Source organism: Neolewinella persica DSM 23188, assembly GCF_000373105.1.
Classification (GTDB): Bacteria; Bacteroidota; Bacteroidia; order Chitinophagales; family Saprospiraceae; genus Neolewinella; species Neolewinella persica.
This window is the reverse complement of the sequence record NZ_KB890469.1, coordinates 210,160-236,727: the sequence shown is the minus strand read 5'-3', so window position 1 is coordinate 236,727 and position 26,568 is coordinate 210,160. Positions and strand designations below refer to the sequence as shown.

17 protein-coding genes and 1 other RNA gene are annotated in these 26,568 nt (G+C 50.6%); 5 read left to right on the top strand and 13 right to left on the bottom strand.

Translation table 11 applies throughout. The features are described 5' to 3' along the window. Positions 1-1,844, bottom strand: a 1,844-nt coding sequence (locus B036_RS0124600) for a CUB domain-containing protein (protein WP_026232322.1), incomplete at its 3' end; no start/stop codon positions are given. A 291-nt stretch (positions 1,845-2,135) separates the two neighbouring features. Then, complete coding sequence (locus B036_RS30965; protein ID WP_020571406.1) at positions 2,136-5,471, bottom strand: VCBS repeat-containing protein; 3,336 nt, start codon at positions 5,469-5,471, stop codon at positions 2,136-2,138. A 405-nt stretch (positions 5,472-5,876) separates the two neighbouring features. Here B036_RS30965 and tyrS point away from each other — a divergent pair, with 405 nt between their 5' ends. Next, positions 5,877-7,193 (top strand): tyrosine--tRNA ligase, encoded by a 1,317-nt coding sequence (gene tyrS / locus B036_RS0124590; RefSeq protein ID WP_020571405.1) that lies wholly within the window; start codon positions 5,877-5,879, stop codon positions 7,191-7,193. Positions 7,194-7,396: 203 nt separating this feature from the next. On the opposite strand, the gene B036_RS0124585 is transcribed toward tyrS, so the two are convergent. Next, positions 7,397-8,176: a DUF6438 domain-containing protein gene (locus tag B036_RS0124585; protein ID WP_020571404.1), complete on the bottom strand. Its 780-nt coding sequence runs from the start codon at positions 8,174-8,176 to the stop codon at positions 7,397-7,399. A gap of 254 nt (positions 8,177-8,430) precedes the next feature. Continuing rightward, positions 8,431-10,302, bottom strand: a complete 1,872-nt coding sequence (yidC, locus tag B036_RS0124580; protein WP_157472385.1) for a membrane protein insertase YidC — start codon at positions 10,300-10,302, stop codon at positions 8,431-8,433. A gap of 105 nt (positions 10,303-10,407) precedes the next feature. Between yidC and B036_RS0124575 the strand changes: the two genes are divergently transcribed. Further along, the gene (locus B036_RS0124575) at positions 10,408-10,842 is read left to right on the top strand and encodes a DUF3293 domain-containing protein (protein ID WP_020571402.1); all 435 of its coding nucleotides are present in this window, start codon (positions 10,408-10,410) and stop codon (positions 10,840-10,842) included. A 351-nt stretch (positions 10,843-11,193) separates the two neighbouring features. Here B036_RS0124575 and ssrA read toward each other — a convergent pair. Next, positions 11,194-11,569: a transfer-messenger RNA gene (gene ssrA / locus B036_RS33085) on the bottom strand. 359 nt (positions 11,570-11,928) lie between these two features. Between ssrA and B036_RS30960 the strand changes: the two genes are divergently transcribed. Both B036_RS30960 and B036_RS32640 read left to right on the top strand, forming a co-directional pair. Then, complete coding sequence (locus B036_RS30960) at positions 11,929-12,660, top strand: spondin domain-containing protein (protein WP_020571401.1); 732 nt, start codon at positions 11,929-11,931, stop codon at positions 12,658-12,660. A 146-nt stretch (positions 12,661-12,806) separates the two neighbouring features. Beyond that, the gene (locus tag B036_RS32640; RefSeq protein ID WP_020571400.1) at positions 12,807-13,493 is read left to right on the top strand and encodes a phosphatase PAP2 family protein; all 687 of its coding nucleotides are present in this window, start codon (positions 12,807-12,809) and stop codon (positions 13,491-13,493) included. A gap of 291 nt (positions 13,494-13,784) precedes the next feature. On the opposite strand, the gene B036_RS32635 is transcribed toward B036_RS32640, so the two are convergent. Then, entirely contained in the window at positions 13,785-15,173 is a 1,389-nt protein-coding gene (locus B036_RS32635; protein WP_020571399.1) for an adenylate/guanylate cyclase domain-containing protein, read from the bottom strand. 327 nt (positions 15,174-15,500) lie between these two features. On the opposite strand from B036_RS32635, the gene B036_RS0124555 reads away from it, so the two are divergent. Continuing rightward, on the top strand, positions 15,501-16,721 hold the full coding sequence (locus B036_RS0124555) for a porin family protein (protein ID WP_020571398.1): 1,221 nt from the start codon (positions 15,501-15,503) through the stop codon (positions 16,719-16,721). A gap of 114 nt (positions 16,722-16,835) precedes the next feature. On the opposite strand, the gene B036_RS0124550 is transcribed toward B036_RS0124555, so the two are convergent. The 7 genes from B036_RS0124550 to B036_RS32630 all read right to left on the bottom strand — a co-directional run bounded on the left by B036_RS0124550 (position 16,836) and on the right by B036_RS32630 (position 26,392). Then, positions 16,836-17,240 carry a hypothetical protein gene (locus tag B036_RS0124550; RefSeq protein WP_020571397.1) on the bottom strand — a complete coding sequence of 135 codons (405 nt, stop codon included), beginning with the start codon at positions 17,238-17,240 and terminating at the stop codon, positions 16,836-16,838. Between the two features lie 11 nt (positions 17,241-17,251). Beyond that, on the bottom strand, positions 17,252-17,800 hold the full coding sequence (locus B036_RS0124545; RefSeq protein WP_020571396.1) for an RNA polymerase sigma factor: 549 nt from the start codon (positions 17,798-17,800) through the stop codon (positions 17,252-17,254). An 89-nt stretch (positions 17,801-17,889) separates the two neighbouring features. Next, the gene (gene lipB / locus B036_RS0124540) at positions 17,890-18,645 is read right to left on the bottom strand and encodes a lipoyl(octanoyl) transferase LipB (RefSeq protein ID WP_020571395.1); all 756 of its coding nucleotides are present in this window, start codon (positions 18,643-18,645) and stop codon (positions 17,890-17,892) included. Positions 18,646-18,821: 176 nt separating this feature from the next. Then, the gene (locus B036_RS0124535) at positions 18,822-19,982 is read right to left on the bottom strand and encodes a T9SS type A sorting domain-containing protein (RefSeq protein WP_020571394.1); all 1,161 of its coding nucleotides are present in this window, start codon (positions 19,980-19,982) and stop codon (positions 18,822-18,824) included. Positions 19,983-20,325: 343 nt separating this feature from the next. Beyond that, the gene (locus B036_RS0124530; RefSeq protein WP_020571393.1) at positions 20,326-22,515 is read right to left on the bottom strand and encodes a T9SS type A sorting domain-containing protein; all 2,190 of its coding nucleotides are present in this window, start codon (positions 22,513-22,515) and stop codon (positions 20,326-20,328) included. Between the two features lie 29 nt (positions 22,516-22,544). Beyond that, positions 22,545-24,227 (bottom strand): hypothetical protein, encoded by a 1,683-nt coding sequence (locus B036_RS0124525; protein WP_020571392.1) that lies wholly within the window; start codon positions 24,225-24,227, stop codon positions 22,545-22,547. Between the two features lie 101 nt (positions 24,228-24,328). Next, positions 24,329-26,392, bottom strand: coding sequence for an autotransporter outer membrane beta-barrel domain-containing protein (locus B036_RS32630; RefSeq protein WP_020571391.1), 2,064 nt, complete (start codon positions 26,390-26,392; stop codon positions 24,329-24,331). Positions 26,393-26,568 lie beyond the last annotated feature (176 nt).

The window sequence follows — 26,568 nt, the reverse complement described above, 5'->3', positions numbered from 1 at the left end:
GTCAGTTCTGCGGGGCATTCGAGGGTTGGGGGAATTTCATCGACTATCGTAACGTCGTAAGTACACTCGCCACGGTTACCGCTCATGTCGGTCGCAACGACCGTCCGCTGGACGGTGGTGCCAACGAAGGAACAATCAAAGGTGCGACCGTTAATGGGACCACCCACGGTGAAGGGACCGGAAGGGTCCATGTCACAGTTATCGTCGATACTGACCACGGCATCGTCGTTTTCGATCATGGCGGTGCCGTCGGCACCGATGGCTACCGTGATGGCTTCGCAGACAATGACGGGGCGGATGGTGTCCAGTACCGTAATCTGGGCAGTACAAGGGGCCTTTCCCTGAGTTTGGTTGTCTTGCATCAGCGTAACGGTAACCGGTCCGTTGGCCACATCATCACAAATAAAAGTAGACTGTGAAAGGCTTAGGCCACTGTTATCGCAAGAACCATCTGCCTGAACTTCTTCTGGCGTGATGGAAGCATTTCCAGCATCATCAACATATACTGTTACGTCCTGGCAGGTAAGATCAACGATACATTCATTGATGGTAATCGTCTGTTCGCATTCATCAGAAAGGCCGACATAATCCGTCACCGTAAAGGTCCGGGTTACGATGGTAGGTTCCATGCCCATTTGGGTATCAACGTAAGTGATGGTTTCAATGCCACAGTTTTCGTCAATGACACCACCTTCTGCCGTGAATTGGGCTTCGGTGATGGTAACCGTAGCTTCAGAGTAGGCCAGGTTGGAACCGTTTCCGTTGCCGATGACAGAATCGTCTCCGGCAGTTTCAAAGTCTTCCGGGCAGGTATCGATGATCGGGTCTTCGTTGTCAACTACTTCAATGTAGAAGGTACAGGTTTCAACATTTCCCTCAGCGTCAAATACTTCGTAAAGAACGCCGGTAGTAGTAGAAGCAGAAGCGCCGCTACCATAGAAGTAAGTAGAAGGCGTGATGAACTGTACAAAGCCGTTCGTTTCCCCGTCCATGATTTCAGTGGAACCAGGGCCGTAAGTAAGCGCGTCTGGAATAATGGTAGGCGCTGGACTGCTTTCCGCAAAGAAAGAGATCGAGACAGAATCAACACCGCAATCGTCCGAGAAGCGAGGCGTGCGCCAAATGACGGCCGAACGGCAGTCTCTGCTGTTGCTGGTGCCATTGCTGGGCGGCGTGACCGTGTAGACGTAGTCAAAATTAGTCTCCATGACAAAGGTCTCGTCGCACGTTGGGCGGGCGGTGGCATCGTCGATGGTTGGACCAGCCATGTCGGCACAACCATTACCTCCGCTTGCTGAAACAACTGCGGCCCAGCCGGGCTCGGTGACCGAAGGATCACTGCTAAAGCTAATCGTGAGGCAACCATCTGCGGAGGTGGAAGTGAAGGAATCTCCAGGCTCCAGGTCGTTGGGGCCATTTTCACCTTGGCTGCTTGAGCAGGCGTCACCACCGTCGCCACTGTCCTCGCCACAACCTTCAAACAAAGTACCGTTTCCGTCACTGATGGTCAGTGCATCCCAACAACACCCGCCAACAAAATTACCGCTTCCGGAGGAGCTGGTTTCTAAATCCACAGTATTAAAAAGGATGGTTATCTGCTCTCCCGGAGTACTAGGGCAGAAGGTGACACTTCCGGATTCACCAGCTGAGTAATTTCCTCCTGCTCCGCCCGAGTCGTAATAGTTCCGGGACGATCCATCTAGTACGGTGTAGCTATCGCTTCCCGAAGTAGGGTGAATGATGTCTTGGGCGTTCACAGTGGGTGGGAGAAACGCAAAGAGGCACAGTAAAGCACCACTAAGCAGGGTACGACCAATGGCCGTTCTGGGTAAAATTGTTATCATCTTTTCTAATCTGAGATTATAAAAAACTGTGGCGGGTCAGTGCCATACAAAGAAAAATACATATCAAATGTACGAAGAACGACAGTTAATCAAGGTGTTACGACGTGTTTTTTTTTATTAACCCAGAATCAAGTAAGGCTCAGTTACAGATCAACCTGAATTGTTTGCACCTATTCTTAACCGCAGAATCACAGCGTGAAGTCGCCTGAATAGGGGTCGGCAGCCCGATAAACGCTTAAAGTATTACGAACGTAGTTCCATAATAACTCAACTTCGAGTAAGAAGGCCGACTTAACGCCCCCCTTCTTTCCGTACAAAGACCTGTAGCCGATCGTTGTTGTTGCCCACCAGCAGATAGGTTCCGTCTCCCGTCCTGAGTGCGTTGATGGAACGTGCATCGAATGGCGTAAACCAGCCGCTTTGCCGTGGCCCGAGGGCTCGAAATCCTCCCTGGCCGTCTCCGATAAGCGTTAGCCCGATGCCCGCATCATAACGGCTGGTCTCCACTTCAGCGCCGTACATGTTCCCGGTGCCCAGAACATCCAGGTGCCCATCTCCATCCAGGTCGAAGACCATAAAATCGCGCAGGGGAGCAGTCTGGGCCCTGGCAGGCAACGCAATTCTTTCAAAGCGGTCTCCTTCGTTTTTCAAGAGAATGCTTTCAAAGGAATATACCTGCTCCTTCACCGCCTTTTCAAGCGTGTTTTCGGGAAGAATACCTTCCAGACCGCTGGTGGCAAATCCCTCGTAGGAGGGGAATTTTTCGGCAATAAAGGGCATTTGTTCGGACGAACATTCACGGCCACGAACGGGGACGATCTGGTCTCCGGAGTAGCTGGCCAGAACGACGTCATTGGTGCCATTTTCGTCAAAGTCGTTACCATAGACCATGAGCGGTTTCTCCCTGCTTGCTTTGTATTTGGTGTTGCGGCCAAGGTTGCCGACCAGATAGTCCTGGTCACCATCTTCGTCGAAATCACCAGCAGCGATGCTCCACCACCAGGCCTTGGAATCAGCAAGGCCGAGACGGTCCGTTTGATCTGTGAACGTTCCTGCTTCGTTGGCAAATACCCTGATCTTCATCCATTCGCCTACGACCAACAGGTCCGGATCCCCGTCCCCGTCATAGTCCGAAAAGAGGGCGTCGGTTACCATTCCGAGACCGGTGAGGTCCGGTGCCCGTGAGGAAGTGGCATCGGTGAATTTTCCGCTGTTGTTTTCCAGGAGGTAGCTGTCTGTCGGGGTCGGATACTTTCCGGGAATTAACCGACCACCGACAAAGAGGTCAAGATCGCCATCACCGTCGTAATCCGCTGCTGCGACAGCTTCTCCACTGCCGAACAACTGGGGCAAGGCTGCTGGATCACGTTTAAAACTCCCTTTGCCATCATTGCGGTAGAGGCGGTCGAGGTACCTTTTATCATTGGGATTGAATTCGCTCCCGCCACTCACGACGTAGAGATCAGCGTCGCCGTCACCATCAGCATCAAAAAACAAGGAACCGAGGTCTTCGCTGGCCTTATCTGCATTCCAGGGTTGAGCGGCAGCCGGGACAAAGTGGCCGTCTTCGCGCTGTAGCATCAACTGGCCGCTGGTGCCCGCAGCGCCGCCGAAGTAGAAGTCTTCCCGTCCGTCACCATTCACGTCACCCGTGGCAAGGTGAGGCCCGTGCTCGGATTGTTTGTGGGGCAGCAGGATCTCCCGCGCGAAATCGTCGAATTTGTTCTCCTGGTGGGTCAGTTTCAACACCACCTCAGGGTTCAACTCCTCCAATAGTTTATGGGGTACATCAGGTACTGTTTCTTTTCCCTTGGCATCGGCTGGATCGATCAGGTGAGTCTGGTTGACGGCAAGGTTTTTCTCTATCGTCCATTTTCCATTGGGCCACCGAATTCTCAGTTCCTCAATCGTCTCAGCCTCCCCCACCCCAAAGTGCGCCACCGTTTCGGAAGCGGAAAGGTATCCGCGCGTAGCGGTGATCTCCGTAGTCTGGATTTTGTCACCTGCATACTGGATAGTGACTTTGGCGTTCATCCCCGCTACGTAGCCTCGCTTCCCGCCCAGATCGAAACGTACATAGTTATCCTGATTACCCTGGGTATTCTCATAAACCGAAGCCGGAGCGCTAACGTTGTTGATCACCGCATCAAGATCACCGTCGTTGTCCAGGTCCGCCACCGCCATACCGTTGGAAAAACCTGGCAGGTCGAATCCCCAGGCTGCGGTAACATCGGTAAAGTGCAGCGCTTGTTCTCCATTGCTCTGGGTCCCGTCGTTGTGGTACACATAGTTGGAGATCGGAACTGAAGGGACCATCTGGATCACATCCATTACATTGAATTCAGTTTGTCCTTGCTCGTTCAGTTGTTTGATCTTGTACTGAAAATCATTATTGCGCATGTCCCGCTTAATCCCGTTGGTGAGGGCGAAATCGCGGAAGCCGTCGTTGTCGAAATCGGCCATCAGGAAACTCCAGCTCCAGTCGGTTTTGGCGATTCCTGCCTGAAAACCGATTTCGCTGAACGATCCGTTGCCGTTGTTCATCTGCAGCGTATTGGCCATATACTGGTAATGGTTGCCGTCTTCCACCAGCTGCCAGAACTGTTTGGGTCGCATGCTGGCCATATTCGTTTTGGAACGGAAGTGGTCGGGCGCAGCCATGTCCACCACGCCAATGTCGGGCTCCCCGTCGTTGTTAAAATCACCGATGTCGCTGCCCATCGAAAAATTGGAGATGTGACGGATGGACGCGTCAATATCGTTGCGGAAGGTGCCGTCCCCGTTGTTGAGGTAAAGGAAGTCGGGCTCGTAGTAGTCATTGGTTACGTAGAGATCGGTGTAGCCGTCATTGTTCAGGTCGTTGGCGACTACGTTAAGTCCGTAACCGTAATTTTCGATTCTTGCCGTGCGGGTAATGTCCTGAAATTTTCCGTTTCCGAGGTTTTTGTAAAAGTGGTCGGTCCATTGTGCCTTACCCTCTTCCAGATCAAGGTTGAACCGACTGACAAACCGGCCATCCGGTGGTTGATTGACGACGTAACAATCGAGGTCTCCGTCGTTATCGTAGTCAAAGAAGGTAGCCTGAATAGAAAACCCCATATCGGCCATTCCCATTTCCTCGGCCCGATCAGTAAATGTATTGTCTCCGTTGTTGACGTAAAGCCGGTTCTTCCGTTGGGTAAAATCCATGGTGGGATCGTTACGGCAGACGTAGATGTCCAAAAAACCATCGTTGTTCACGTCAGCAAAGGTGACCCCCGTCGACCATTTTTCTTCCTGGACTATTCCGGCAGGGAGGGTGATGTTCTCAAATTTAAGGTTGCCTTTATTAAGGTACAATTGGTCCCCGACCTGGTTGCCAGAAAAGAAAAGATCGGGCAGTCCGTCGTTATTGATGTCTCCTGTAGCTACCCCTGCACCGGAGTATACGTGGTTCCAGCGGAGGTGGTTGTATTGCTCGTCTTCAACAATGTTGTTTGCAAACGTAACGCCGGTTTCTTCGGAGTTGAGCAGTTTAAAAAGAGGTTGCTCCGACCCCGCGTAGCCTTGGTTCTTTCCCTCGTCTTGGGCGCAGCCAGTCAGGATAACAAGAAAGAGAAGGGTGGAGAATGTGGAGAAGACTTGCACGTTAAAGATGGTTGATATTAAGGGTAAAGGTAGGTTAGGCAAGTGAGCTGGATTAATAATGGTTCATTTTTCATTGCACACGCAAGTTCAAAATACCAAAGGGGGCCAATGTTACAGTCACTGCTCAAAAAACTTCCCCTGCATCCTGCGTCCGCGCCCTATATTTGCCCAACTTTTGCCTACCCCTCGCAACTTAGAGCTTGTTTGAGAATCCGCTTCCGACCTGCGAACGGCCATCTTAGGCCTGCTCTTCGTTCAGAAAAGTGAACTAATAACCCGTTATGAGTCCATTTTCTAACCTTGATCAGACCTAAGATGGCTCGTTCTCGGTCAGGAACCAGATTCACAAACAAGCTCTAAAGGAAACCTTGCCCCCGTTTTCGGGCCAACTACTCAGACAGAATTATGGATTTTATCGCCGAACTAACGTGGCGTGGTATGCTGCACCAGCTTACCCCCGGAATTGAAGAACACCTGGCCGAAGGGCCCCGCAAGGCCTACATCGGTTTTGACCCAACAGCACCCTCCATGACCATCGGCAATTATGTGCAGATCATGCTGCTCACGCTGTGGGCGCGCGCTGGTCATCACCCGGTCGTCCTGTTTGGCGGGGCAACGGGGCGCATTGGCGACCCAAGTGGAAAAGACAAGGAGCGGCAACTCAAGACGTACGAAGAGCTGGACAGCAACCTGGAGTTTCAGCGGCAGCAAATGCTGCGTTTGCTTTCAGCGGGTTTAAGGGGCGCGGCCGCAGGTGCAGAGGAAGTTGAAGCCGCAAAGTTCTCCGTCGTGAACAACTACGACTTCTATAAAGACATGAACGCGCTGGACTTCCTGCGCAACGTCGGCAAAACCCTCACCATCAGCTACATGATGACGAAGGACTCCGTCAAAAACCGCCTGGAGACCGGGATGTCCTTCACCGAATTCAGCTACCAACTGCTGCAGGGCTATGATTACCAACGGCTTTACGAAGACGAAGGAGTAACCGTACAAATGGGTGGCTCCGACCAGTGGGGCAACATCACCGCCGGCACCGAGTTCGTCCGCCGCAACCTGGAGGGCAAGGCCTACGCCGTGACTACTCCCCTACTGACCAAAGCAGATGGCTCCAAGTTCGGCAAGTCCACCGCCGGCAACATCTGGCTCGATCCCGAAATGACGAGTCCGTTTGAATTTTATCAGTTCTGGCTGCGCTCCGACGACGCCGACATCCCAACTTACCTGAAGTACTTCTCTTTACGCAGCAAGGAGGAGATCCTGGCCGATTGTGCAGTTCTTGAAGGCGAAACGCCGGAATTCAGCGACATCAGAAAGGTAAAGACACGTCTCGCCAAAGAACTGACCGAGCGGGTACACGGGGCCGAAGGGCTGGCTACGGCTCTCCGCGTCACGAACTTGCTCTACGGTAAAGCCGCCGCCGAAGACCTTCGGGCATTAGATGCCAAAACACTGGCATTTCTGGGTGGCACCTTACCAACGCACGCTTTTGCCAAAGCTCCCTTAGCGAATGGTGTTAACTTAATGGACTTCCTCGCAGATAGTGGTATTCTGGCCAGTAAGTCGGAAGCCAAACGCGCCATCGAAGGAAACGCCATTTCCATTAATAAGGAGAAGGTGACCAGCCTGGAAGCAACGGTTACCCTGTATGACCTGCTCCACGATCGGTATATGATGGTGGAGAACGGGAAGAAGAAGCGGTACATCGTAGAAGTCGGGTAAATACCGGTCGCAGGGCTTTCCGCGCCAGGTAGAAGGTAGACACACTTCGGTTGCAGAAGATCGACTGTCGCAAAATTGCGATGGTGGCCGTCATTGGATTCGCCCAGCTCGTCTCCCGTCGCTGCAAAAGGCATCCTTTCAGAACTGCGGGTGATCATTATTGTTAGTGGGGGGCATTATCATAAACATGAGTCCTCAGCGACTTAAGGCTTAACGGCCACCCAGTCCTTTCTTGCCACCATCGCTTCGAATCTTTTCAGGAAGGAAGCCAATTGATCGGGGGCATCGAAGTAGACCTCCACTTTCTTCATCTCGGTACTCCCTACGCTCTCAGGAAAGCGAAGAACGGTTGCTTGTACATCAGCGGGGATCGTTTCGATGTCACGGGGGAATACGGCAGGAAGTTGATCCAGGTTTAAAGAATCAAGGCCGGAGATCAGGGAGTTGTATTCCTGAGCATTGAGCCGCAGGCGGTACTCCCCTTTTTTATCCATGTGCTTTTTGGCATTGAGGATAAGCTGACGATCATTGGTAAGGGTAAGACTGTACTGCTCGCATTCGCCGTAGCAGGCGGTTTTGCTGACGGCGAAGAGCGGTCGGTCGTAGTCCAGCACCGGTTTACCGGAAGCAGCAGGCGTGGGCATAGATCGGGGAGTCTCTTGTTCAGGAACCGACGTGGCCCTGGCTTGATCAGCCGTTGAAGGGGTACGACGAGAGCCTGGCCGCTTTGCGGCAGCGATATCGGCATCCGTCAATCCCTCTTCCGCAACTTTCACGTCATCAACAACCGCTTCATTTGGGCCTTCGATCATTTTTTTGTTTTCGACCATCTTGGTAACGGCGCCTTTATCGGGCATGGTACTTTTAGCGGGCTGATTAGCGGGGGCCAGGAATTTGCCATCGGAAGACGTGGCATTCGAAGCATCCCGGTTACAGCCGAAAAGAAGGGAAAGCAGGAGGATTGAAAGGATGGCGTAACGCATGGTTGGTCTTTTGGTCTTTTGGTAATATTGGTCCTTTGGGCCAGCTGGTAATTAAGACATTGGGTTGATGCAGTAGTCACCGTAATTGCACAATGAATCCGTTAAAAGAAAACTAAAATTAGGAAGTTTTAGGCTGGCAGCAATACCGCAGCTACCCTACTCTGCTGTTTGGGAGGCTGTAATTGCACCTGCGGCCGCGCCTTGTCAAGATATTGGGTTGTCGGGTTGTCAGATAAGACAACCCGACAACCTGATTACTTCTTCTTCCCCTGCTGCTTCTGCTGCTCCTTAAGGGCCTCCTGCAACCTTGCGGAGAACCCGGTGGTCTTTTTGGGCTTCTTCTTGTTGGCATCCATTTTGGCCTTCAGTTTATCGTGATCGATCAGGAAGTTCTTCGTGATGATCGTTTGGGCAATGTTGAAGGTGTTGGAAAAGAGGAGGTAAGCCGTCAGTCCGGAAGCAAAACTATTGAAGAACCCGAGGAACATGATTGGCATGATGTACTGGAAGTACTTCATCATCGGCTGGGCACTGTAATCCATGTGCTTACTATTGTAGTAAGCGTAAATAACCGTGGTAATGGCCCACAGGACGGCGAACAAGCTGATGTGCCCCTGCATGAAGGGAATCCATTCAGGGATCTTAGTCAGTACGTCATAAGTACTGAGGTCATTGGCCCAGAGGAAGTTCTCTTGTCGGAACTCGATCGAAGCGGGGAAGAAACGATATAAGGCAAACCAAATCGGCATTTGCAATACCATCGGTAAACAGCCACCTAACGGACTCGCCCCATACTCCTGGTACATTTTCATCTGCTGTACCTGCTGCGCCTGAGAATCGTCTTTCAGCTTCGCCTTCATTTTCTCTAACTCGGGCTTGAGCAACTGCATTTTTACGTTGCTGACCAACATTTTATACGTCAGCGGGTACACCATTAATTTCACAATCAGGGTAAGTACAAGAATGGCAATACCCATGTTTCCAATGAAGCTGGAAAGGAAATTGAACAGTGGCCGAATGACCCAGCGGTTGATCCCTCCGAAAATGGACCGACCGAAGCTGATGACGTCAGACATATCGTAGCCAATGGCCCGTAAGCGTTCAAATTCGTTGGGGCCAACGTAGAACTGCATACCAATGACCTCAGAAGCGGACTTGCCCACCGGAATATTAATGGTGGCAGAAACCTGCTTGAGATCGGTAGAAAGATCAACATCATCGGGTGCAATGGTGGCAAATTTACTTCCAGGCGCAAAGGCATCGTCTGCGATCAGCGCAGCGGTAAAGAACTGCTGAGAGGCCGCAGCCCATTTCAGCTTAGTTTCCGGTACTTCTTCCGTATCCGACCCATTACAGGAGCAATAGCTGGAGCCATCATCGATGGGCTTAAAGTACATCGTCGAATAGCTCGCTTCGTACTGGCTGTTCTTTTCGATCTTATCGAGGTGGTTATCCCACTGTAACTGGATAGTCTCATTATGAGCAAGTACCTGATTGAGCCCTTCGAAGCGCAAGTCGTAGTCCATCAGGTAGGTACTGTCGCGCAGTACGTAGCGTTGCTCGAAGTAGCCACCGCCGGAGGCTGGAGCCCGCATGATCACAGTTTGGCCTTCCAGGACAGGCTCGAAGTAGAGGTCACTGGTTTTGATGCCCTCTCCAGATACACCGTTGACCGGCAGGATATACTCGAAGCGGTTTTTCTGGTCCTCCAGCAGATAAAGCGGTAGCTTATTCTCGGAGCCGTCTTCATTCTCCGTTATCTTAAAGTATTCTTTGAGCTCGACCTGCTTTACGCCTCCACCTTTGGTACTAAAGGTGACGATCATCAGGTCGTTTTCAACTTTAATTTCCTTATCCTCACCTGCGGCTGCCATGGCAAAAGCGCCGAACTCGCTGCCAAACCTGGCGGTCCGCGCTGAATCGGTTAGCCCTTGCAGGTCAGTCGGTGTAAAGGCTGAGGCCTCCGTTACCGGAGCGGGGGCCAGTTCAGCCTGATTTAGTAAAGCGATTGAATCCTGGTAGCGCTGCTGCGTTTCCAGTTCTTCGGCGCTAGGTGCGACCATCACTTGCCAAACCGTAAAAATTGCCAGGATTAACACCAGGCCGATGACGGTACTTCTGTCCATCTCCATACGATAGTTACTTTTTCCGTATTATTGAAGCGCATCCTGACCGATTCATATCCGCCGCTAACGCCCTTAAAGGGCCGCAAAGGTACGTAAGCAAATACTATGTCTGCACCTTCCTCCGACGAGCGCCCCGCACATTACGACGAGCAGCTGAATGTAAGCTATACATCAGCTGAATATGTCTTCCATGAATTTGTGCTAAAAATAGGTCAGCATCACCCTGATTTTGATGATTGGCTGACCGAGCAAGGCTACAGAAAATACGCTTTCCTGACGGCCTTCAACCCACGTTCTGTGTTGTATTCTCCGGCGGATAACACCGAAAGGCAGGAAAGTCTCCACCAATTATTACGGGTAGGTGGGCTACCATTTGCCCCGGCCGCAGGCCGGGATCCCGAAGGCAACTGGCCCACCGAGATCGGTGTATTTCTTTTCGACGTTCCGTCGGGAGAAGTGCACGAACTGGCCAGGGTGTTCGGACAAAACGCAGTGGTTGAAGGGAAGGTGGCGGGGGTGCCGTTTTTGGTTTGGGTTTGAGGAGAAGCGATTCTCGATTCTCGATTGGTGATTCTCGATTCTTGATTGGGCTACCGCATGAGGCAGGCGAGACAGATATTCGATTGGCGATTGGGCTGCCGCAAGGGCCGTTCGCGGCGCTTTGCTTGCTCACCTTAGGCGAATGAGCGCAGCGAAATGAGTGGCAACGGCGGCAGCCACTCAGTGACTCACTAATTCACCAACTCACTCTCTGCCAAACAAAAAGCCCCGAACTTTGGCGGAAGTTCGAGGCAGGGTAAGCCTTAATCCGAAGACTAAGACTTCTCTTGCTCCGCGCGTAGCGGAGATAAAGTAACTGGGGGAATTCCTGTGAAAGAAATTCCCCCAGACGGGTGGAGACGGCGAGAGTCGAACTCGCGTCCAGCGAAAGCGCAAGGCAGCTTTCTACACGCTTATCGGCCAGTCAAAATTTTCGAGTCCGGGGGGAGATTGGTCGACCTCTCATGTCCGGACCTTAAATCCTAAATTTCGCCTCATGACTCGGATTAGGGTCGGAGACTAGTCCCAAAGGGGTGAAGGCGGCGTGATGTGTATGGAACCTCAACCATGCGGCCTATATACTATGGTTCTAATCTAAGATTAGGCTGCCATAGCGTAGCTGGGAGTGCCAACTAGAATTGTAATCGTTATTTTTTACGGAGTAACCAATCATGCTCCGGCGTGCTTACTACAAAGCTTACTCCCCTGTCGATTCCGGTACGTCCCCGTTAGGACTCCGCGGTGGGTAAACTTGCGGACCTTCATGGAGTAAACAGTCCGTTATGCCGCAAGGTTGCGAAGAGGAGGAAAGAAATTATAGATTAAAGAAGTTCCGGGCATTCCTCAAAAATGGGACGTGAATTATCGTGCTTATTGCCCTCTTTGTTCGGTGAGTAGCAGGGTAACTACTAATAATGTCGGCAGATAACCTTAGCCCATGTTCCGGTAATCCGGATGATGGTACGCTTACGTACCTATAGTAAGCGAAACAACGACAAACCTGATTTTATTCGCTTACTCTTTTTATTTGATGACCCTTAACTATGGCCTTTATCGGGCCGGTGTCATCACCAAAAAACCAACCAAATGACTAACTTTTTCAGATTATTCCTCTTCATCGGTATTGTTTCACTCATTAGTTCTTGCGAAGACGACGATGACAATATGGTACTACCTACCCAATTTACCGTCACCATTGAGAACGTCTCGACCCCTCAAACCGTCGCCACTGACCGGGCCATGGGTACCGTTCCGCTCAGCCCACCAACCTGGGCAGTATTTGCAGCGGGTGGTGACCCGATGTTTGAAGTCGGGCAAAAAGCCAACCTCGGAACCGCACGAATTGCCGAAGACGGTTTCCCTGATGAGATGCTTGCCATTCTGGGGGCTGATTCCAACGTAAAATCTTTTGCCGCACAGACCTCCCCCGGTGGTCCGGACAACGGCCCGGCCGTATTTGCCGGCGAGTCCGTAACCTTTACCGTTTCGGCCGTTCCCGGAGACAAGTTTCAGTTCGAGACCATGTTTGTACAATCTAACGACTGGTTCTACGCCTTCTCTGGCGGCGGCGTCGAATTATTCAACGGTACCACGCCGCTTTCCGGTGACCTCACCAGCCGCGTAAATGTTTACGATGCAGGTACGGAGCAGGATACTGCTCCCGGGACCGGACCTGACCAAAAGCCCGTACAAGACGCCATGGCTACTAACGTTGGACCAGATGAAGACGAAAACATTGCCAGAGCAGCGGACCGCCATAATTTCACAATCCCAGCGACTAACTCCGTGATTAAGGTGACGATCGCACCCGGTATTTAGACTCAAAATTAATCCCAGTACAGTGTAATTTCGACGGCTCCTCCTGCTCAGGGGAGCCGTCTTTTTATTTACTGAACTGACCTTCGGTCACGTGGCCGAACACCACGACTACCATCTTGTGTTTCTAAGGCAAAGGCTCCATTTACATGAAAAAAAGAATCATTGCTTTATTTCGCCGGGACGAGCGACTGTTACTCCACATCATCACCGCGATCATAGTAGGTTTTGCTGCGCTTTCTATTTTAGTTTTTGTGTTCACTTCCCAGGGGTTCGACGTACGCATGTCTACCAGAGTGCAACGGTACCAATCAGAATGGCTTGACCAGCTGATGTGGATAATTAGTTGGTTCGCGACCATTCCGGGAGGCCTGATTACGGTAGGAACGAGCTGCCTGACGTTCTTAATTCTCCGGAAACGCAGGGAGGCGCTTTTCCTGGTAATGAGCCTGGGTGCCATCCCGATTATTTCCCTCATCAAACGGCTCTTCGACCGTACCCGGCCCACTGCTGATCTGGTACGCGTGATCCGGGAATTCCAGAATGCGAGTTTCCCCAGTGGTCACGTGACGTTTTACGTGGTGTTCTTCGGTTTCCTTGCCCTGTTGGTGTACCGGAATAAACATTGGCCGGTGTGGGTACGCCGACTAGTTGGCGGGTTGTCCATATTCTTAATTATTACCATTCCCTTCTCCCGCATGTACCTGGGTGCGCATTGGTTTACCGATGTAGTAGGAGGCTTTCTGCTGGGGCTCCTGTTGCTTATCGGACTCGTAAGCTGGTACAGCAGGGGGAAGAAGGGGGCGCGGCCGCAGGTGCAGGGAAAGGTAGAATGAGCAATGGGCGGGTGCCCTCTAACTCACCTTGCACCTGCGTTCCCGCCTGAAAATGCGCTTGCCCAATTAACCATAGCATGACCTCTGGACCACACTGCCGGACATTTTGCTTAAATCGCTGGAATGGCTGCTTCTAAGGAATTTAGTTATAAGAATTGCAGGTGCTGTACCCCCTGCAACTACTGCAACCCTTGCAACAAGTAGCACTCGGTGGCGACAGGAAGTTCCGAGCTGAAATAAAAAATGTTCAGTAGTGTGCCGCTGGACAGTAAATCCGGTAAAAGTGAGGCTTTACGACTTCGTAACGAAGAACCGCTCCATCAGCCCAATATTTTTTGCTTCAAAAGAACCGGCAGCTTCACAAACGAAGTCTTTCCCAAGTAAATCACGCGTAGTACGCGATACCGCTACCCTGCCGATTTCTCCGGCTACTTCGAGCCGGCTGGCCTGGTTAACGGTGTCCCCCCAAATATCATAAACAAACTTATGCTTGCCCACCACACCGGCAACCACTGGCCCGGAGTGCACGCCAATGCGCGCATCAAAATTCGAGTTGCCGTTAAGGTAGGCTTGCATGGCAAGGCCCGCGCGGACGGCCCGTTGGGCGTGGTCCTTGATTTCTTCGGGCAGGCCACCGGCACACATATAGGCATCACCGATGGTCTTGATCTTTTCCAGACCATGCTCGGAGATGATCTCATCGAAGGCCCGGAAGGCTTCATCCAGTAAGTTGATCAATACTTCAGGTTCCGTAGATGCAGCCAGCCGGCTAAAGCCTTTGAAATCTGCAAACAACACCGTCGTTGATTCGTAAAGCCGGGCGGTAGCCTTTCCGGTTTCTTTCAGTTCTGCTGCTACGGAAACGGGCAAAATATTGAGCAGCAGTTCCTCTGATCGTTGCCGTTCCTCGACAATGATGGCGTTTTGTATTTCCAGCTTAGCGCGGTAGCGCTGAGAAGAACGGAAACGGGAATAGATGACGCCCAGAACCACCAGCGTGGCCAGGGCCAAACCGATCAACAGGTTCCGCTGCAGCCGCTGAGTGGTGACTTCCGTTTGCTGACGGTCAATGATCTGCTCCTGCCGGAGCAACAGTACGCTGTCGTTAAGCCTGGAAAACTCACTGACATCCAGCGCATTTTGCTGACGCTCCAATAGAATAACCTGTCGCAGCTGGCTGTCATTAAGCGCAGTAATCTCTTTTTGCTGCAAACTGACGATGGCTTCCAGGCTGATCGATTCCAGGGAATCGGCGGATGGGATGAGGGGCAAATTATCTGGTCGGGAGGAGGGCAGCTGCTGTAGGTCGATAGATTCATCGCCCGCAAACTCCTTCAGCAAGGCAACTACTTCCGCTACCTTATCCCGTTTACTGTCTTTTCTGAACCCCTGCGCGGCTTTTCGTAATTCATGGATCCCCGCCACCCGTTCCTTTGCCGTAGCTTTCGGATCCTCCAGAATACTAAGCCCGAGAAGCAGTCGTCCTTCAGCTTCCACCAGGGGCAGCCGGGCCTGTAGTCCACTTTCCACTAAGGCTTTAGCCTGGGCATTTGCGCCTTTGAATCGTTTCTTTTCGATCAGCTGTTCAATCGCTGTTACCTGACCGTCGAAGTTATCTGCCTGCGCGGATACGGCGGGGGCGGAAAGGAGGATTACCAGGAGGATAAGGAGGCGAAACATGCGTCAATATTACTTACTTTTTGGTTATTAAGTTCATTTGATCGTTTTGGGAGGCTTTTACTTCTTGGTGGCAGGACCAAGTGGGTATCTCTTCGAGGGTTAAGTCTTTTGGCCAAGAAATAGAAACTTTACTTTCTTAGCTTTGGAAATTCAAAGCGATAATTACTAAGTGCCCTATGGGAGGCGGTAGTGAAAATAAAGGCTAGCATTATTGAGTTGTAGATATGTTACATTACCAAAAATATTCTTCCATCTATTTTCTGAATATCCAATACTTCCTTCTTTGGTAAGTAGACGAGGAAGTAGTAGGTTTAAAGAGTACCCATTATGAAGAAAAGTTTCATCCTTCAGCTGATAGCGCTGTTTTTTTTTACGGGTTCAATTTATGGACAGGCTACTTTCAAACCCGGATACGTTGCTTATCTTGATGGTAGTAAGGAAGTAGTATTAATTAAGGATTTAGGTTGGCGTTATATCCCCAAATTTATAACTATAAAAAGCACAGAAGAGGGGAACTCTAAGCGTATTGAGACAGCGGCATTAAAGGAAATTAAAATTGAAGATGGCTCCTATTTTATCAGAAAGCTAGTAGCCATAGATAAGTCATCTTCCATTACCGGGAACTTGCCGAGTACGAGAAATCCTGACCTTATAGTAGAGAGTACCCTACTAAGACCGATAGTAATGGGAGAAGTAAGTTTATACTCTTATTCTCAGCCAAAAACCACGAAATTTTTCTATCAGGTTGAAAACGTAGAGATCACTGAATTGATTAATCGGGATTACATTAGTACTTCTGGCCAAGTGTTGACGAATGATTTTTACCGAGCTCAATTGAAAACCGATTTGTCTTGTGATGACCGAGACGAAAGAGCAGTTGGAAAAACTTCCTACACTGAAAAACACCTAAGGCGACTTTTCATAGTCGAAAACACCTGCAGAAACGCACCATTCGTGGACCATAGAGAAGATAAAAGCGAAAACAAAAAAATAAACTTTTCCGTCCAGCCCGGAGTATTTTTAGCTAACGTAACTATTCTACTAGACCCCGCATATGGTAGAAGAGTGCCTTACAGTGGGAAACTCCTATTTAGGCCTGGCTTTGAAATTGAATTAAACTCCTCCTATCTAAATAACCGACTTCGCTTTTTTACCAGTCCAAACTTTCTGCATCACAAGCAGAAGAGTACACTCTTTTTCGAGAATAGAGCATTTGTTGACTCAACCATATTAAATATTAATTACAGTGCGGTTGAAATCCCTCTAGGACTTCGATATTACCCATTGACTAAACCAGTAGTAAGCTTATTCATCGATGCTTCCATTGGATACAGTTGGTACCTTACCAGAGAAGTTACCTATGACGACAATTCATCTTCCTTCGAATTATCCCCCTCTAATTTTAATGGCTATTTAGGCTTGGGGCTAATGATAAAGGAGAAATTTACTTTTTCCATCAAGTATCAAAGGGATTTTATCCCAAGCAAATTTATCCGTGGCACCTCATCGGTAAATGGCTTCAGACTGGTGTCGGGTTATCAACTATAGATAAAACCCATTCGGGTTAAACTAATCGAAGCATTTTTTACTAATACTGTAGTTGTAACATTTTTGTCAATGAGAAACGTTGACTATATGCTCAACGAGGATTTCGCTCCGCCCCTACCCACGCACCTGGTACTTCCGCGCCACCGGCACCTCCCGGAAATCCGGGTCCCGTTCCACCGCGCCGGCTTCCAGCACTTCTGCGGGGATGCCATTAAAGTACTCCTTAGGCTCGAAGGTCTGCTCCGGGACGTAAGGGGAAGACAATTCCTCCATAAACTCGGCCCTTTTGGCCAGGGGATTATTACGGTCTTCTGCAATATTGGAAATGATGGACACGCCGGCAACGATCAGCACCAGTGCCGCAATCATCCATGGCCGGATGCCGAAGATAGAGGCGCCGCCACGACGGCGACGGTCCAGCCGCTGTTCAATGCGGTTCCAGCCCTGGTTAGAGGGCGTGCGACGCAGGCCCTGGGCCCGGGTGCGAAATTCTTTCTCGAATGGATCAAAGCTTGCCATAAGACTTGATTTTATTGGTTATGGGAGGTATAGCCCAGCAATTCCAATTGCTCCCGCATGCGTTTTTTTGCAAGGATGAGCTGAGATTTACTGGTATTGATGCTGATGCCGAGTAACTCGGCAATTTCCCGGTGTTTGTAGCCTTCCACCACGTAGAGGTTGAAGACGGTACGGTAGCCGGGCGGCATCCGGTCAAGGAGGTTCATGATGTCTGCCTCAGCCAGGCGACTGGCTGCTTCGGCGGGAACGGCGAAAGCGGTAGGATTAACATCCGTCAGTTCAGAAGCCTGTTTCAAGGCATGTTTTTTACGCAACAACATAAGGGCTTCGTTGACGACAATGCGACGAATCCAGCCTTCAAAGCTACCGCTGTCGGTAAAGGTGCCGATCTTATCAAAAACCTTGAAAAAAGCCGACACCAGCACATCTTCTGCATCTGCATCCCGGGCGGTGTATCGCCGGGCTACTGCCAGCATTACCGGACTGTAGCGGTCATAGACCATGCGCTGCGCGCGGCGGTCATTGCTTTTACAGCCGGAGATGAGTTGTTGCTCGGTCATAGCAGGTTACAGGTTGCAGGTTGCAGGTTGCAAGTTGCAGGTTACAGGTTGCAGGTTACAAGTTGCAGGTTTGCCCTAAAGATGCAACGTCAGACCGCCGTGGTGGGTTCCGCCCAGGAAAAATTGAAGACTTCCTGAAAATGACGTTTGACGAAGGGTTTGACTTCGGCCAGTTCGATGGGCCGACCTACTTCCACACTTAGGCTGGTCACTGCCCGGTCGGCATCATTGATGCCGCAGGGAACGATGTTATTGAAGTGCGTGAGGTTGGGGCGGACGTTGAAGGCGAAGCCGTGCAGGGTCGTCCAGCGGCTGAGGTGGACGCCGATGGCGCAGATTTTGCGGCGCGGCTGCCGCCGCGCCGGGTCACCGGGGAGCCAGACGCCGGTGAAGCCCTCGTCGCGTTCGGCCAGAACGCCAAAATCGGCACAAGTACGGATGACGACCTCTTCCAGGCAACGCACGTATTTGTGCACATCGTTAAAAAACTCATCCAGGTCCAGGATTGGATAGGCGACCAGCTGGCCGGGGCCGTGGTAGGTGATGTCTCCGCCCCGGTTGATTTTATGAAAGGTAAATCCTTGTTCGCGGAGCTGGTCCTCGTTGAGCAGGAGGTGGTCCACCGAGCCGGATTTACCGAGGGTGTACACCGGCGGATGCTCGACAAACAGCAGGTGGTGGTGTTGCGGGCCGGGAGTGGTACCGGTTTTGACCAATTCACGGTTGGCCTTTTTGCGGGCTACGGTGGCGGCATGGAGGTCCATTTGCAGGTCCCAGGCTTCCTGGTAGGGCATCCGATGGAGGTCATTGAAGTAGACCCGTGGAAATTGAGTGGTTGGCTTCATTGTTGAAGAAGAAACACATCAATGGCAGTTTGGATTAGCCAGGCACCATAACCCTGCTACACAATACTTTCCCTTGCTCCTGCGGCCGCGCCTTATTAGTCGGTAGTCAGATAGTCCATAGTCAAATAGTCGTCCAAAACTACCTGACTATGGACTATGGACTATAAACTATCTGACTATTTAATAATCAGCGGAGCCGCTGAAGTAGCCACCCCATCACTGAGGCGCAGGAAATATGTTCCGGCGGGCAGTTTCGTAGAAAATTCAAGCGGTAGTTGATGGTTTCCAGCGGGCAGTTCCCCCAGGTCACGGTGCAGCACCTCTTGTCCGGCAGCGTTAAATAAGCTGAGGTTCGCTGGTCCGGCCACCGCATGCTCAAAGGCCACAGTGACCCGCTCGTTGGCAGGATTGGGAGACACAGAAAGCCGAAACCGGTCGGTATTTACGTTAGTAATATCCGTCAGATTAGTCGGTACTGCCACTCTAAAGTTGACGTTGTCAGGTGGCGTCAGGCCATCACGATCAAAGGTGTCGTAAGAATAGCATACCACCGGGGCGAAGCTGCCCGGGCGAATGAAATCATAGGTAACGGAAAGCTGTACACTGGCGATGGTGAAGGGATCGTCTGTCCCTAAGTCACGATTATAATAACGAAACTCAGAAAAAGTCTTGTAAACGACTACTTCTTCATACTCCGCAAACCAGGTCTTAAGGCTTCCGAAACCGGCATAAACCCTGGTCTCGGTGTAGTATGTGGAGTCTTGAGTTCCAAATTCAATATTATCCTCAACGGTAATTTCAGTAGACCTGGCAGTGTCCCCAAGCATCTGGCCGAAAGTAAAAATCTGCTCGGGTGCTTCCAGCCTTTCGATCAGGATTTCGATTTCTCCGGTGGAGAAGTCAAAGTCCGACTCCGCCAGCAGAAAAACGCCTTCCTCGGTAACGTCGAGCACGTCACTTAAAGCGAATTCATTTCCGTCATCGTCTAGTTCAGGGAAAACAAAACTGGAGCGTACCGCAGTCTCGGGCAAGCTGTCAAAGGCGGGTTCGTCTGTTCCGGTTGGGATGGCAAGAATGTCGATTCGGCTCAGGCTATCGAGTGGAACATCTTTAATGGGAATTTCAAAATCTTCATCTATGAGGTCCCCCACTGCGGTAAAATCGTAGGCCATGAAGGTACCCACCTCCGGAACGGGGAATTGGGCGGAAGGAACAGATAAGAAGAAAAGAGACCAGGAATCTCCGACAGTAGGAGCATTTTCCTGACCGATGACGCTCTGGGCCTGGCCGAGAGTACACACGGCGATAACCGTGAGTAGGGTGTAAAATAAACGCATGTATAATAGGATTTAAAAGCGTGGTGTCTTGTAAAGGCAGGGTGCCCGGGTTTGGCACCACTTGTTAAAAAGGTTTAAAGAAATTAGCGCGGAACCACTACATCAGTAAAATGTAGAAAGCATCGCTTTACTCCCTTAATTGAATAGGTTGACTTCGGAAATTCAATTCCTGCAACGCTGCAAAAGTAGTCACGACTATGTGGTTCTCTCAACCTTTCTACAAGAAAAATTCACAATCTTTCTCGTTGCGGTTACTAGGCTACTTGTCTACGGACTCTCTGCTTAATCAGGCGCGCCGATAGTTATCGGGGCCCAATACTAGCCAAGTAACAGGCAATGTTAGTTATTGTATCCATACTTTAGTTAATCGACTTCCCAAGCGAACAAAGTATACGCCACGCGGTAGGTTGCTTACTCCGACCTTGATTCGATCGTCCCGGACAATAATCGTCGCTTGGGTCGTCACATCCTGCCCCATTGCGTTCAATAAACGGACATTTTCCATATCTTCCACAGCAATCACCTCGAACCAATTTTGCGCAGGATTGGGATATACCAATAGATTGTTCTCATCAACAAAGTTTACGACCTGTACACCGGACAGGGAGAACGATCCATTTAAATCGAATTGTCGCAGCCGATAATAGTTTAGTCCATTTCCCGGGTTGTCGTCGGTCAACGCATAGCCGTTCACGCTACCTTGATTTCCCCGTGACATGACCTGACCGATTTCCAACCAGGTGTTTCCATCGGAGGAACGTTCTACGGAGAAGTAGTCGTTATCCCGCTCATTCATTGTCGTCCAGTTGAGCAACGCGGCCAGTTTTCCGTGTCGGCGAGCCGTAAAGGAGACCAAGTCTACAGGGAAGGAAGTTACGGCCTCAAAAGCTCCTGCGTCTGGAGCGCCATCCCTTGGAAATTCACTAAAATCAGCAGCCGGAGCCACCGCCGGGTCAGCGTGTCCAATTGCCGGAGAACCTGCCAGCAAGGAGAAATCTTCCGCGAGCGCATCAGTAAATTGCGGGTCAGCAATGATGGTCCTTTCATCAATTGCCGTAATGTCCGAGTCTTCCCGGAAGTTACCGAGTTGGCCAGCATCATTGATAAATATCAGGTTGTTTTCCACTACCAGTGGGTTGCCGTCATCATCAATCCCGTTGGTCGCATCGGTTGAAATTGCAAACCGTTCCAGGTCTCCATCAATCACGGAGATATTGTTCTTGATTACGATGTCTTCGCTGTTCTGTGCGCTGATGCCGATGTTCCCACCACTGGGGGCGTACCCGGCATAAGGATCATAACCGGAAAAAGGATCGTAGCCAACACCTATCGGCGGATTCACGTAGGTTTCCGTATTCGTATAGGAATTGAGGTAGCAGGTGTTATTTATGAAATCCATGTGCTTACCCTGATTGGTGTGCACGCCGCTGAACCCGTTCCAGTAGCTGAGGTTGTTGGCCACCAGGAAGCGGGAGCCGGAGTTATTCCAGCTACTTGCCTCATTTCTTTGCAGGGAGATGCCCTTACCCTCATCGATTCGAGCGGTGATAGCAGTCTTTTTGGCATCGTAGGAGTATATCTCGTTGTAGTTATGATGCACCCTGTTTCGTAAAATTTTGATACGATAGGTGTCGTCATCATTCGGGTCCGATCCGGCAGAAATGGCGGATTGGGCCAGGGTAACGACCATACCATGGGTGCCGGTGTAGGATCGAAGCGAATTATATGCCACCTCATTATCGATAATGTTGACGTATTCACCTCTAGCCACACGCATCCCTCCTCCAGGCATCCTTTGGATGTTATTACCAATGATGTCAACGTGGTGGACGTCCGTTAAATACATTCCCCGGGTGTCAACATAACTCGGTCGAGGAACACCATTGGGATAAGTAGCGGCTCCCGGAAAAGTAAGGGCCTCCACTTGGGCTTCCGATAAACAAAGGTCAACGTAACGGGAAACCTGAGTACGGCTGAGATTGGAAAAATCAGGATCAGGATATAAGTTAGGATCAACAAATAGAAACTGCAAGGCAAACGCCTCCTGAAGCGAAATATTAAAAGCTTCTCCCCGAATTTCAAAGTCTTCAATCCTCAGATAAGAACAATTTCTAACCCGGAAAATATTACTCCCGTCTCCTTTTAAAATGGTACTACCATCGTAAGGCCGGATGGTGATATAATTTCCCGGTGTACCGTGGACATTGCTGATATTTATGGTATTCTCCGACAACCAGATGTGTGGATCATTGATATTATCATCCGTAGGATCACAGGGCGTACCGCCGTAATCGAATACATAGTTCCCGTTGTAACTCTCATTGGTAAACTCCCCCATCAGGTAAACGACATCTCCGGGTGAAACCAGGGCATTACTCCCCTTGAATACGGGATCAATTGAGGCGAAGGGAGTAGATACAGAAGTACCGCTATTACCGTCATCTCCAGTTTGTTGATTGACGTAATAACTTGTCTGAGCCGTTAGGGTTAATGAAAGCATTAACCATACCGACAACAAGGTGAAAATTTTCATACCGGGCATATTTTAGAGACAGCAAATAGTTATTCTAAAACCACCACTCTTGCCACGAACCTCCGTTTAGTACTGACCGAAGAAATAAGGTAAGTACCGGGGCTCCATCCAGCGGGAGACAATGTGGCGGTGCCGCCTCCGATCAATTGGTAGGTTCCGTAGTTCTGCCCAAAGGCATTGACCACCCGAAAGGAAATGGATTCGGTACGGAAGCCACTCAGATCAAGCTTAATCGCTTCGTCCCGCCGAATCGGGTTCGGGTACGCGCGCAAGTCTACTGCCCGCACTGCGGGGCTGAAGACTCCGTTTGTCTGCACCGCCTCCTGGCAAACATTGACCACCTTGATCTCCACGCCAGGGATGGTTGTAGTAAGCATTACTGAATCCGCGATCAACGACATTGGCGCGAAGGTAAAAGCCCCGGTATCGGAGGCCGTAGCATAAGACATTCCATTGAGGAACCATTCGTAGGGCGCGTTGACCAGGTCCACGGTGCAGGCCCCCATTGCGTTGACACGCACGTCATTGTTATTAAGGCTAAAGCCCATATCGACGATGATTCCCATTGATCCAGCAGCGAACTGGTTACTCCTGGTGTAATCGAAGAAAGCATTATTGACTGCTACCCCGGTTACGAAACCACCGGAGCCCTCTCTGGTTGTTTTGACTAAACCGTTATTCGTAAAAGTGCCTGCCGTACTAACATTGAAGCGGCCATCCGTAAGGTCAATGGTTCCGTTCACAGCATTTGTTGCGTTCCCTTTTACATACAGCCGGGAACCTTCAGCTCCTCCACTAATGGTAATTACGCCGTTATTAGTCATAAGACCTAGGGTATCAATGGACAGTGTCCGCCCAGACAGGTCTCCGTCTCCCCCACCTCCGTTAAGAACGACGCTGGTACTGTTATTGACGAAATTAGCAGCGGAAGTAGGATTACCTACGACAATAGCATTGTTGCCGGAAGAAGCATTGTCTTTAGCCGTCAACATCAGGGTTCCGTCGTTGAGGAACGAAGCTCCAGTAATCAAGTCGATGCCGTCGTCTCCAGGCTGATCAGAAATGATCATTCCGGTAGAGGAGTTGTTGAGTACTCCCCCATCCTTCACATTGAAGAGGTCGCGCTCCAGTGCGTCACCGGTAACGGTACCGTTATTGATGAAGGTGCCAACTACACGGACTCCATCCTTTAATCCTTCCCGGAGAATGATGCTGCCATTGTTCGTTATGGTAGAATTAGCGTTAGCCAGGTTGATACCGCTCACTCCGGATACCAACTCAAAGGTCGATCCTTCACTGACCGTGATGTTCACCATTTCCGAGCCGCCAAAAATGACCATCCCGTGTTTATTATTTGTAGTGTTCGCGACGATTGTACGCATGGTACCGGAGGCACCTATGACAAGACTACAAGTGTCGCCAAAGGTTATGGCGTGCTCAGCAGTATTACCATTGCCGACCGTCAGATCCATATCCAGAATCACGTTGGCCTGACTGTTGATACGAACGCTGACTGGATTATTAGGAGCTGTTCCTGTTACCGTAGCATCTACTGAGAAGACGACCATCGAATCGGTGGCGGGCACCTCATCGCGGTCCCAGTTCAAGGCATCATTCCAGGAAGTACCGTCGCCACCACCATCCCAGATGTACTGGGCGGAGAGGGAACAGGAAAGAAAAAGACAGCCAAGTAAAAAGGAAAAATACTTCATTATAGATTTTTTAGTAGCGACAAAAAAGCCGGGAGGAATTGGATTATCCTTATTCCTCCCGGAACATCAGTTTTAATGACGAAAAACACTTAGGCAACATCCTACTGAATGATAAATCTTGTGGTGACTGCGTTGCCACTGTTACGGAGGTAATACATTCCCGGTTGGAGATTAGGGATTGGCAGGCTGGCTACTACTCCGCCTTCAAGCTGATAGGTACTAACCTGGCGTCCGTGTGCATCGGCAAGGACCAGGACCGCAAAAGACATCTCCCTGAGGTCAACGTTGAGTTGCCCCCCAGCAGAGACCACGGTTGGGAAAACTTTCATTGCACCTGCGTTCGCGCCCGCAAAATCAGCACTCACGACGTGGCTGTAAGTGGTGGTTCCATCCTGGTCAACCTGACGCAGGCGGTAGTAGTTGGTACCGGATACGGGATAAGCATCTTCCAACTCGTAATCGGCGGCAAACCTGCGGGTACCATAACCGGCTACGCGGCCGATCTCGGTAAAGACGGCGCCGGCGATACTGCGTTCAACGGCGATGTAGTCGTTGTCAATTTCCGTGGCGGTGGTCCACTTCACCATAATCGACTTAGGCATAGCGACTGCTTCCAGCGCGGAAAGCTCAATGGGAAGGGCGGGGTTACAGGTAGCGTTTTGCAGGCGGACTTTCAGGCCAGTAGGGAAGCTGAGGCCAACCGGCTTGATGTTAATGTCAGCCGCACTGAAAGTCATGTCGTCAAAAGTCAACGTACCATCTGCTGCGGAAGTGCCTACGGAAGTACTGCCTTCTTCGTACTCATAAGGTACGTTAGCCAGCTTTACCGAACAACCGTTCATCACGTCGATACGCCAGCTACTACCTTTATCCAGGTCAATTCCCTGGTCATCAAAAGTTCCAGAGCCACTTGCAAAATTACCGCCACCGTAAGTGAAATATGCGTTGTTAGTGGCAGTTCCTGTATTGAAGATGCCCGCAGCGCCCCGGGTAGATATGATGAGGCCGTTGTTAGTCAGCGTTCCGGAGGTATTGATTCTTCCGTCGGTCAGGTCAATCGTTCCTCCAATATCATTTGTAACATCACCACCTGAGTTGATCCGGTTACCATCGTCACCTCCCGTAAGGGTGACTGTACCAGTGTTTAACAAGGACCCTGCTGCTGCAATACCAATTGCACGGCCTGTGTCTCCACCGTCCGCATTAAGCGAATTATTACTCGTATTGGTAAGAATACCGCCGGTAATCGCCAGGGCATTGTTGGCGCTGGTTGCCCCCGTCTTTGCCATTGTAGTGATGGCCCCATCGTTATCGAAGGTGCCCGCTACCACTTCGATACCGTCGTCGTCCATTCCGGAAGTGGTGATGTCGGAGTTCTCCATATTGGTAAAAGCACCTTCGGTGTTTATGCCATCGCTGGTTACGCCTCCTCCGGTAATGATAATTTCTTTATCGTTGATAAATATGCCCGTTGCCTTATTCTTGATCCCACTACCTACAGCGTTAGTTATCGTCAGCACAGTAGTGCTGCTGCGAAAATTGGTGAAATTTGCAGCATTGTCAATACCGTTGAGTGCGGCTCCGGTGATCATCAGCCCTCCTGAATTAATAAATTCTCCGTCCGTTAGGCGGATGCCGTTCCCCGTGGAATTGATGATCATAGTAGTGCCCCGTTGCACGAACGAGGCCGTGGCATTAGCGATATTTACACCATGCTTTCCGCCTGTGATCGTCATTGAGGCGGTTCCTTTAACGTTCACGGTGGCACCGGTGGCACCACTTCCTATTTGGAAGCCATTACTGTTGGCCTCGGGCAGCAGGTTAAAGCTCCGGCCGTTTTCGATGACGAGGCGGGCTCCGGAAAATAGTTCGATGGTATTTCCAGCCGTAGTGCCGTCTCCCACCGTCAGGTCAAGATCGAAAATGACCTGGGCGCCACTGGCCAATTGGAGTTGTACGAGTGCCGCGGGAGCGGTACCGGTCACAGTAACGTTGGTATTGAACACCGCCTTATCAACGGCAGTAGGGACGACGTCGCCATCCCAATTCAACATATCATTCCAGTCAGTGGTAGCACCGCCACCATCCCAGGTAATCGTAGCCTGAGCGAAAAGGGAACAGGAAAAAAGCAGAACAGCAAAAGTAAGAAGTAGATGTTTACGCATGATTTAGCAATTAGTAGCTTAAATCGATCCCAGGACCGAAACAGCATTGATAATGATTTGAGGAAGAAAAGAAATATTGGAGTGCGTCAGAATTCTGGGTGGCCGGGTTGTGCGACTGAGTCGCAATGGTCTAAGGACGACTAGCGACACAGTCGCTCGACCCGGCATGATTCCCT

What these genes read in the sequence shown, in the direction of transcription:
- B036_RS32630 (WP_020571391.1), bottom strand. Translation starts at nt 26,392, where the DNA reads ATGCGTAAACATCTACTTCTTACTTTTGCTGTTCTGCTTTTTTCCTGT.
- lipB (WP_020571395.1), bottom strand. Translation starts at nt 18,645, where the DNA reads ATGAAGCCAACCACTCAATTTCCACGGGTCTACTTCAATGACCTCCAT.
- B036_RS0124555 (WP_020571398.1), top strand. Translation starts at nt 15,501, where the DNA reads ATGAAGAAAAGTTTCATCCTTCAGCTGATAGCGCTGTTTTTTTTTACG.
- tyrS (WP_020571405.1), top strand. Translation starts at nt 5,877, where the DNA reads ATGGATTTTATCGCCGAACTAACGTGGCGTGGTATGCTGCACCAGCTT.
- B036_RS0124525 (WP_020571392.1), bottom strand. Translation starts at nt 24,227, where the DNA reads ATGAAGTATTTTTCCTTTTTACTTGGCTGTCTTTTTCTTTCCTGTTCC.
- B036_RS0124585 (WP_020571404.1), bottom strand. Translation starts at nt 8,176, where the DNA reads ATGCGTTACGCCATCCTTTCAATCCTCCTGCTTTCCCTTCTTTTCGGC.
- B036_RS32640 (WP_020571400.1), top strand. Translation starts at nt 12,807, where the DNA reads ATGAAAAAAAGAATCATTGCTTTATTTCGCCGGGACGAGCGACTGTTA.
- B036_RS32635 (WP_020571399.1), bottom strand. Translation starts at nt 15,173, where the DNA reads ATGTTTCGCCTCCTTATCCTCCTGGTAATCCTCCTTTCCGCCCCCGCC.
- B036_RS0124575 (WP_020571402.1), top strand. Translation starts at nt 10,408, where the DNA reads ATGTCTGCACCTTCCTCCGACGAGCGCCCCGCACATTACGACGAGCAG.
- B036_RS0124545 (WP_020571396.1), bottom strand. Translation starts at nt 17,800, where the DNA reads ATGACCGAGCAACAACTCATCTCCGGCTGTAAAAGCAATGACCGCCGC.
- yidC (WP_157472385.1), bottom strand. Translation starts at nt 10,302, where the DNA reads ATGGACAGAAGTACCGTCATCGGCCTGGTGTTAATCCTGGCAATTTTT.
- B036_RS0124550 (WP_020571397.1), bottom strand. Translation starts at nt 17,240, where the DNA reads ATGGCAAGCTTTGATCCATTCGAGAAAGAATTTCGCACCCGGGCCCAG.
- B036_RS0124535 (WP_020571394.1), bottom strand. Translation starts at nt 19,982, where the DNA reads ATGCGTTTATTTTACACCCTACTCACGGTTATCGCCGTGTGTACTCTC.
- B036_RS30960 (WP_020571401.1), top strand. Translation starts at nt 11,929, where the DNA reads ATGACTAACTTTTTCAGATTATTCCTCTTCATCGGTATTGTTTCACTC.
- B036_RS0124530 (WP_020571393.1), bottom strand. Translation starts at nt 22,515, where the DNA reads ATGAAAATTTTCACCTTGTTGTCGGTATGGTTAATGCTTTCATTAACC.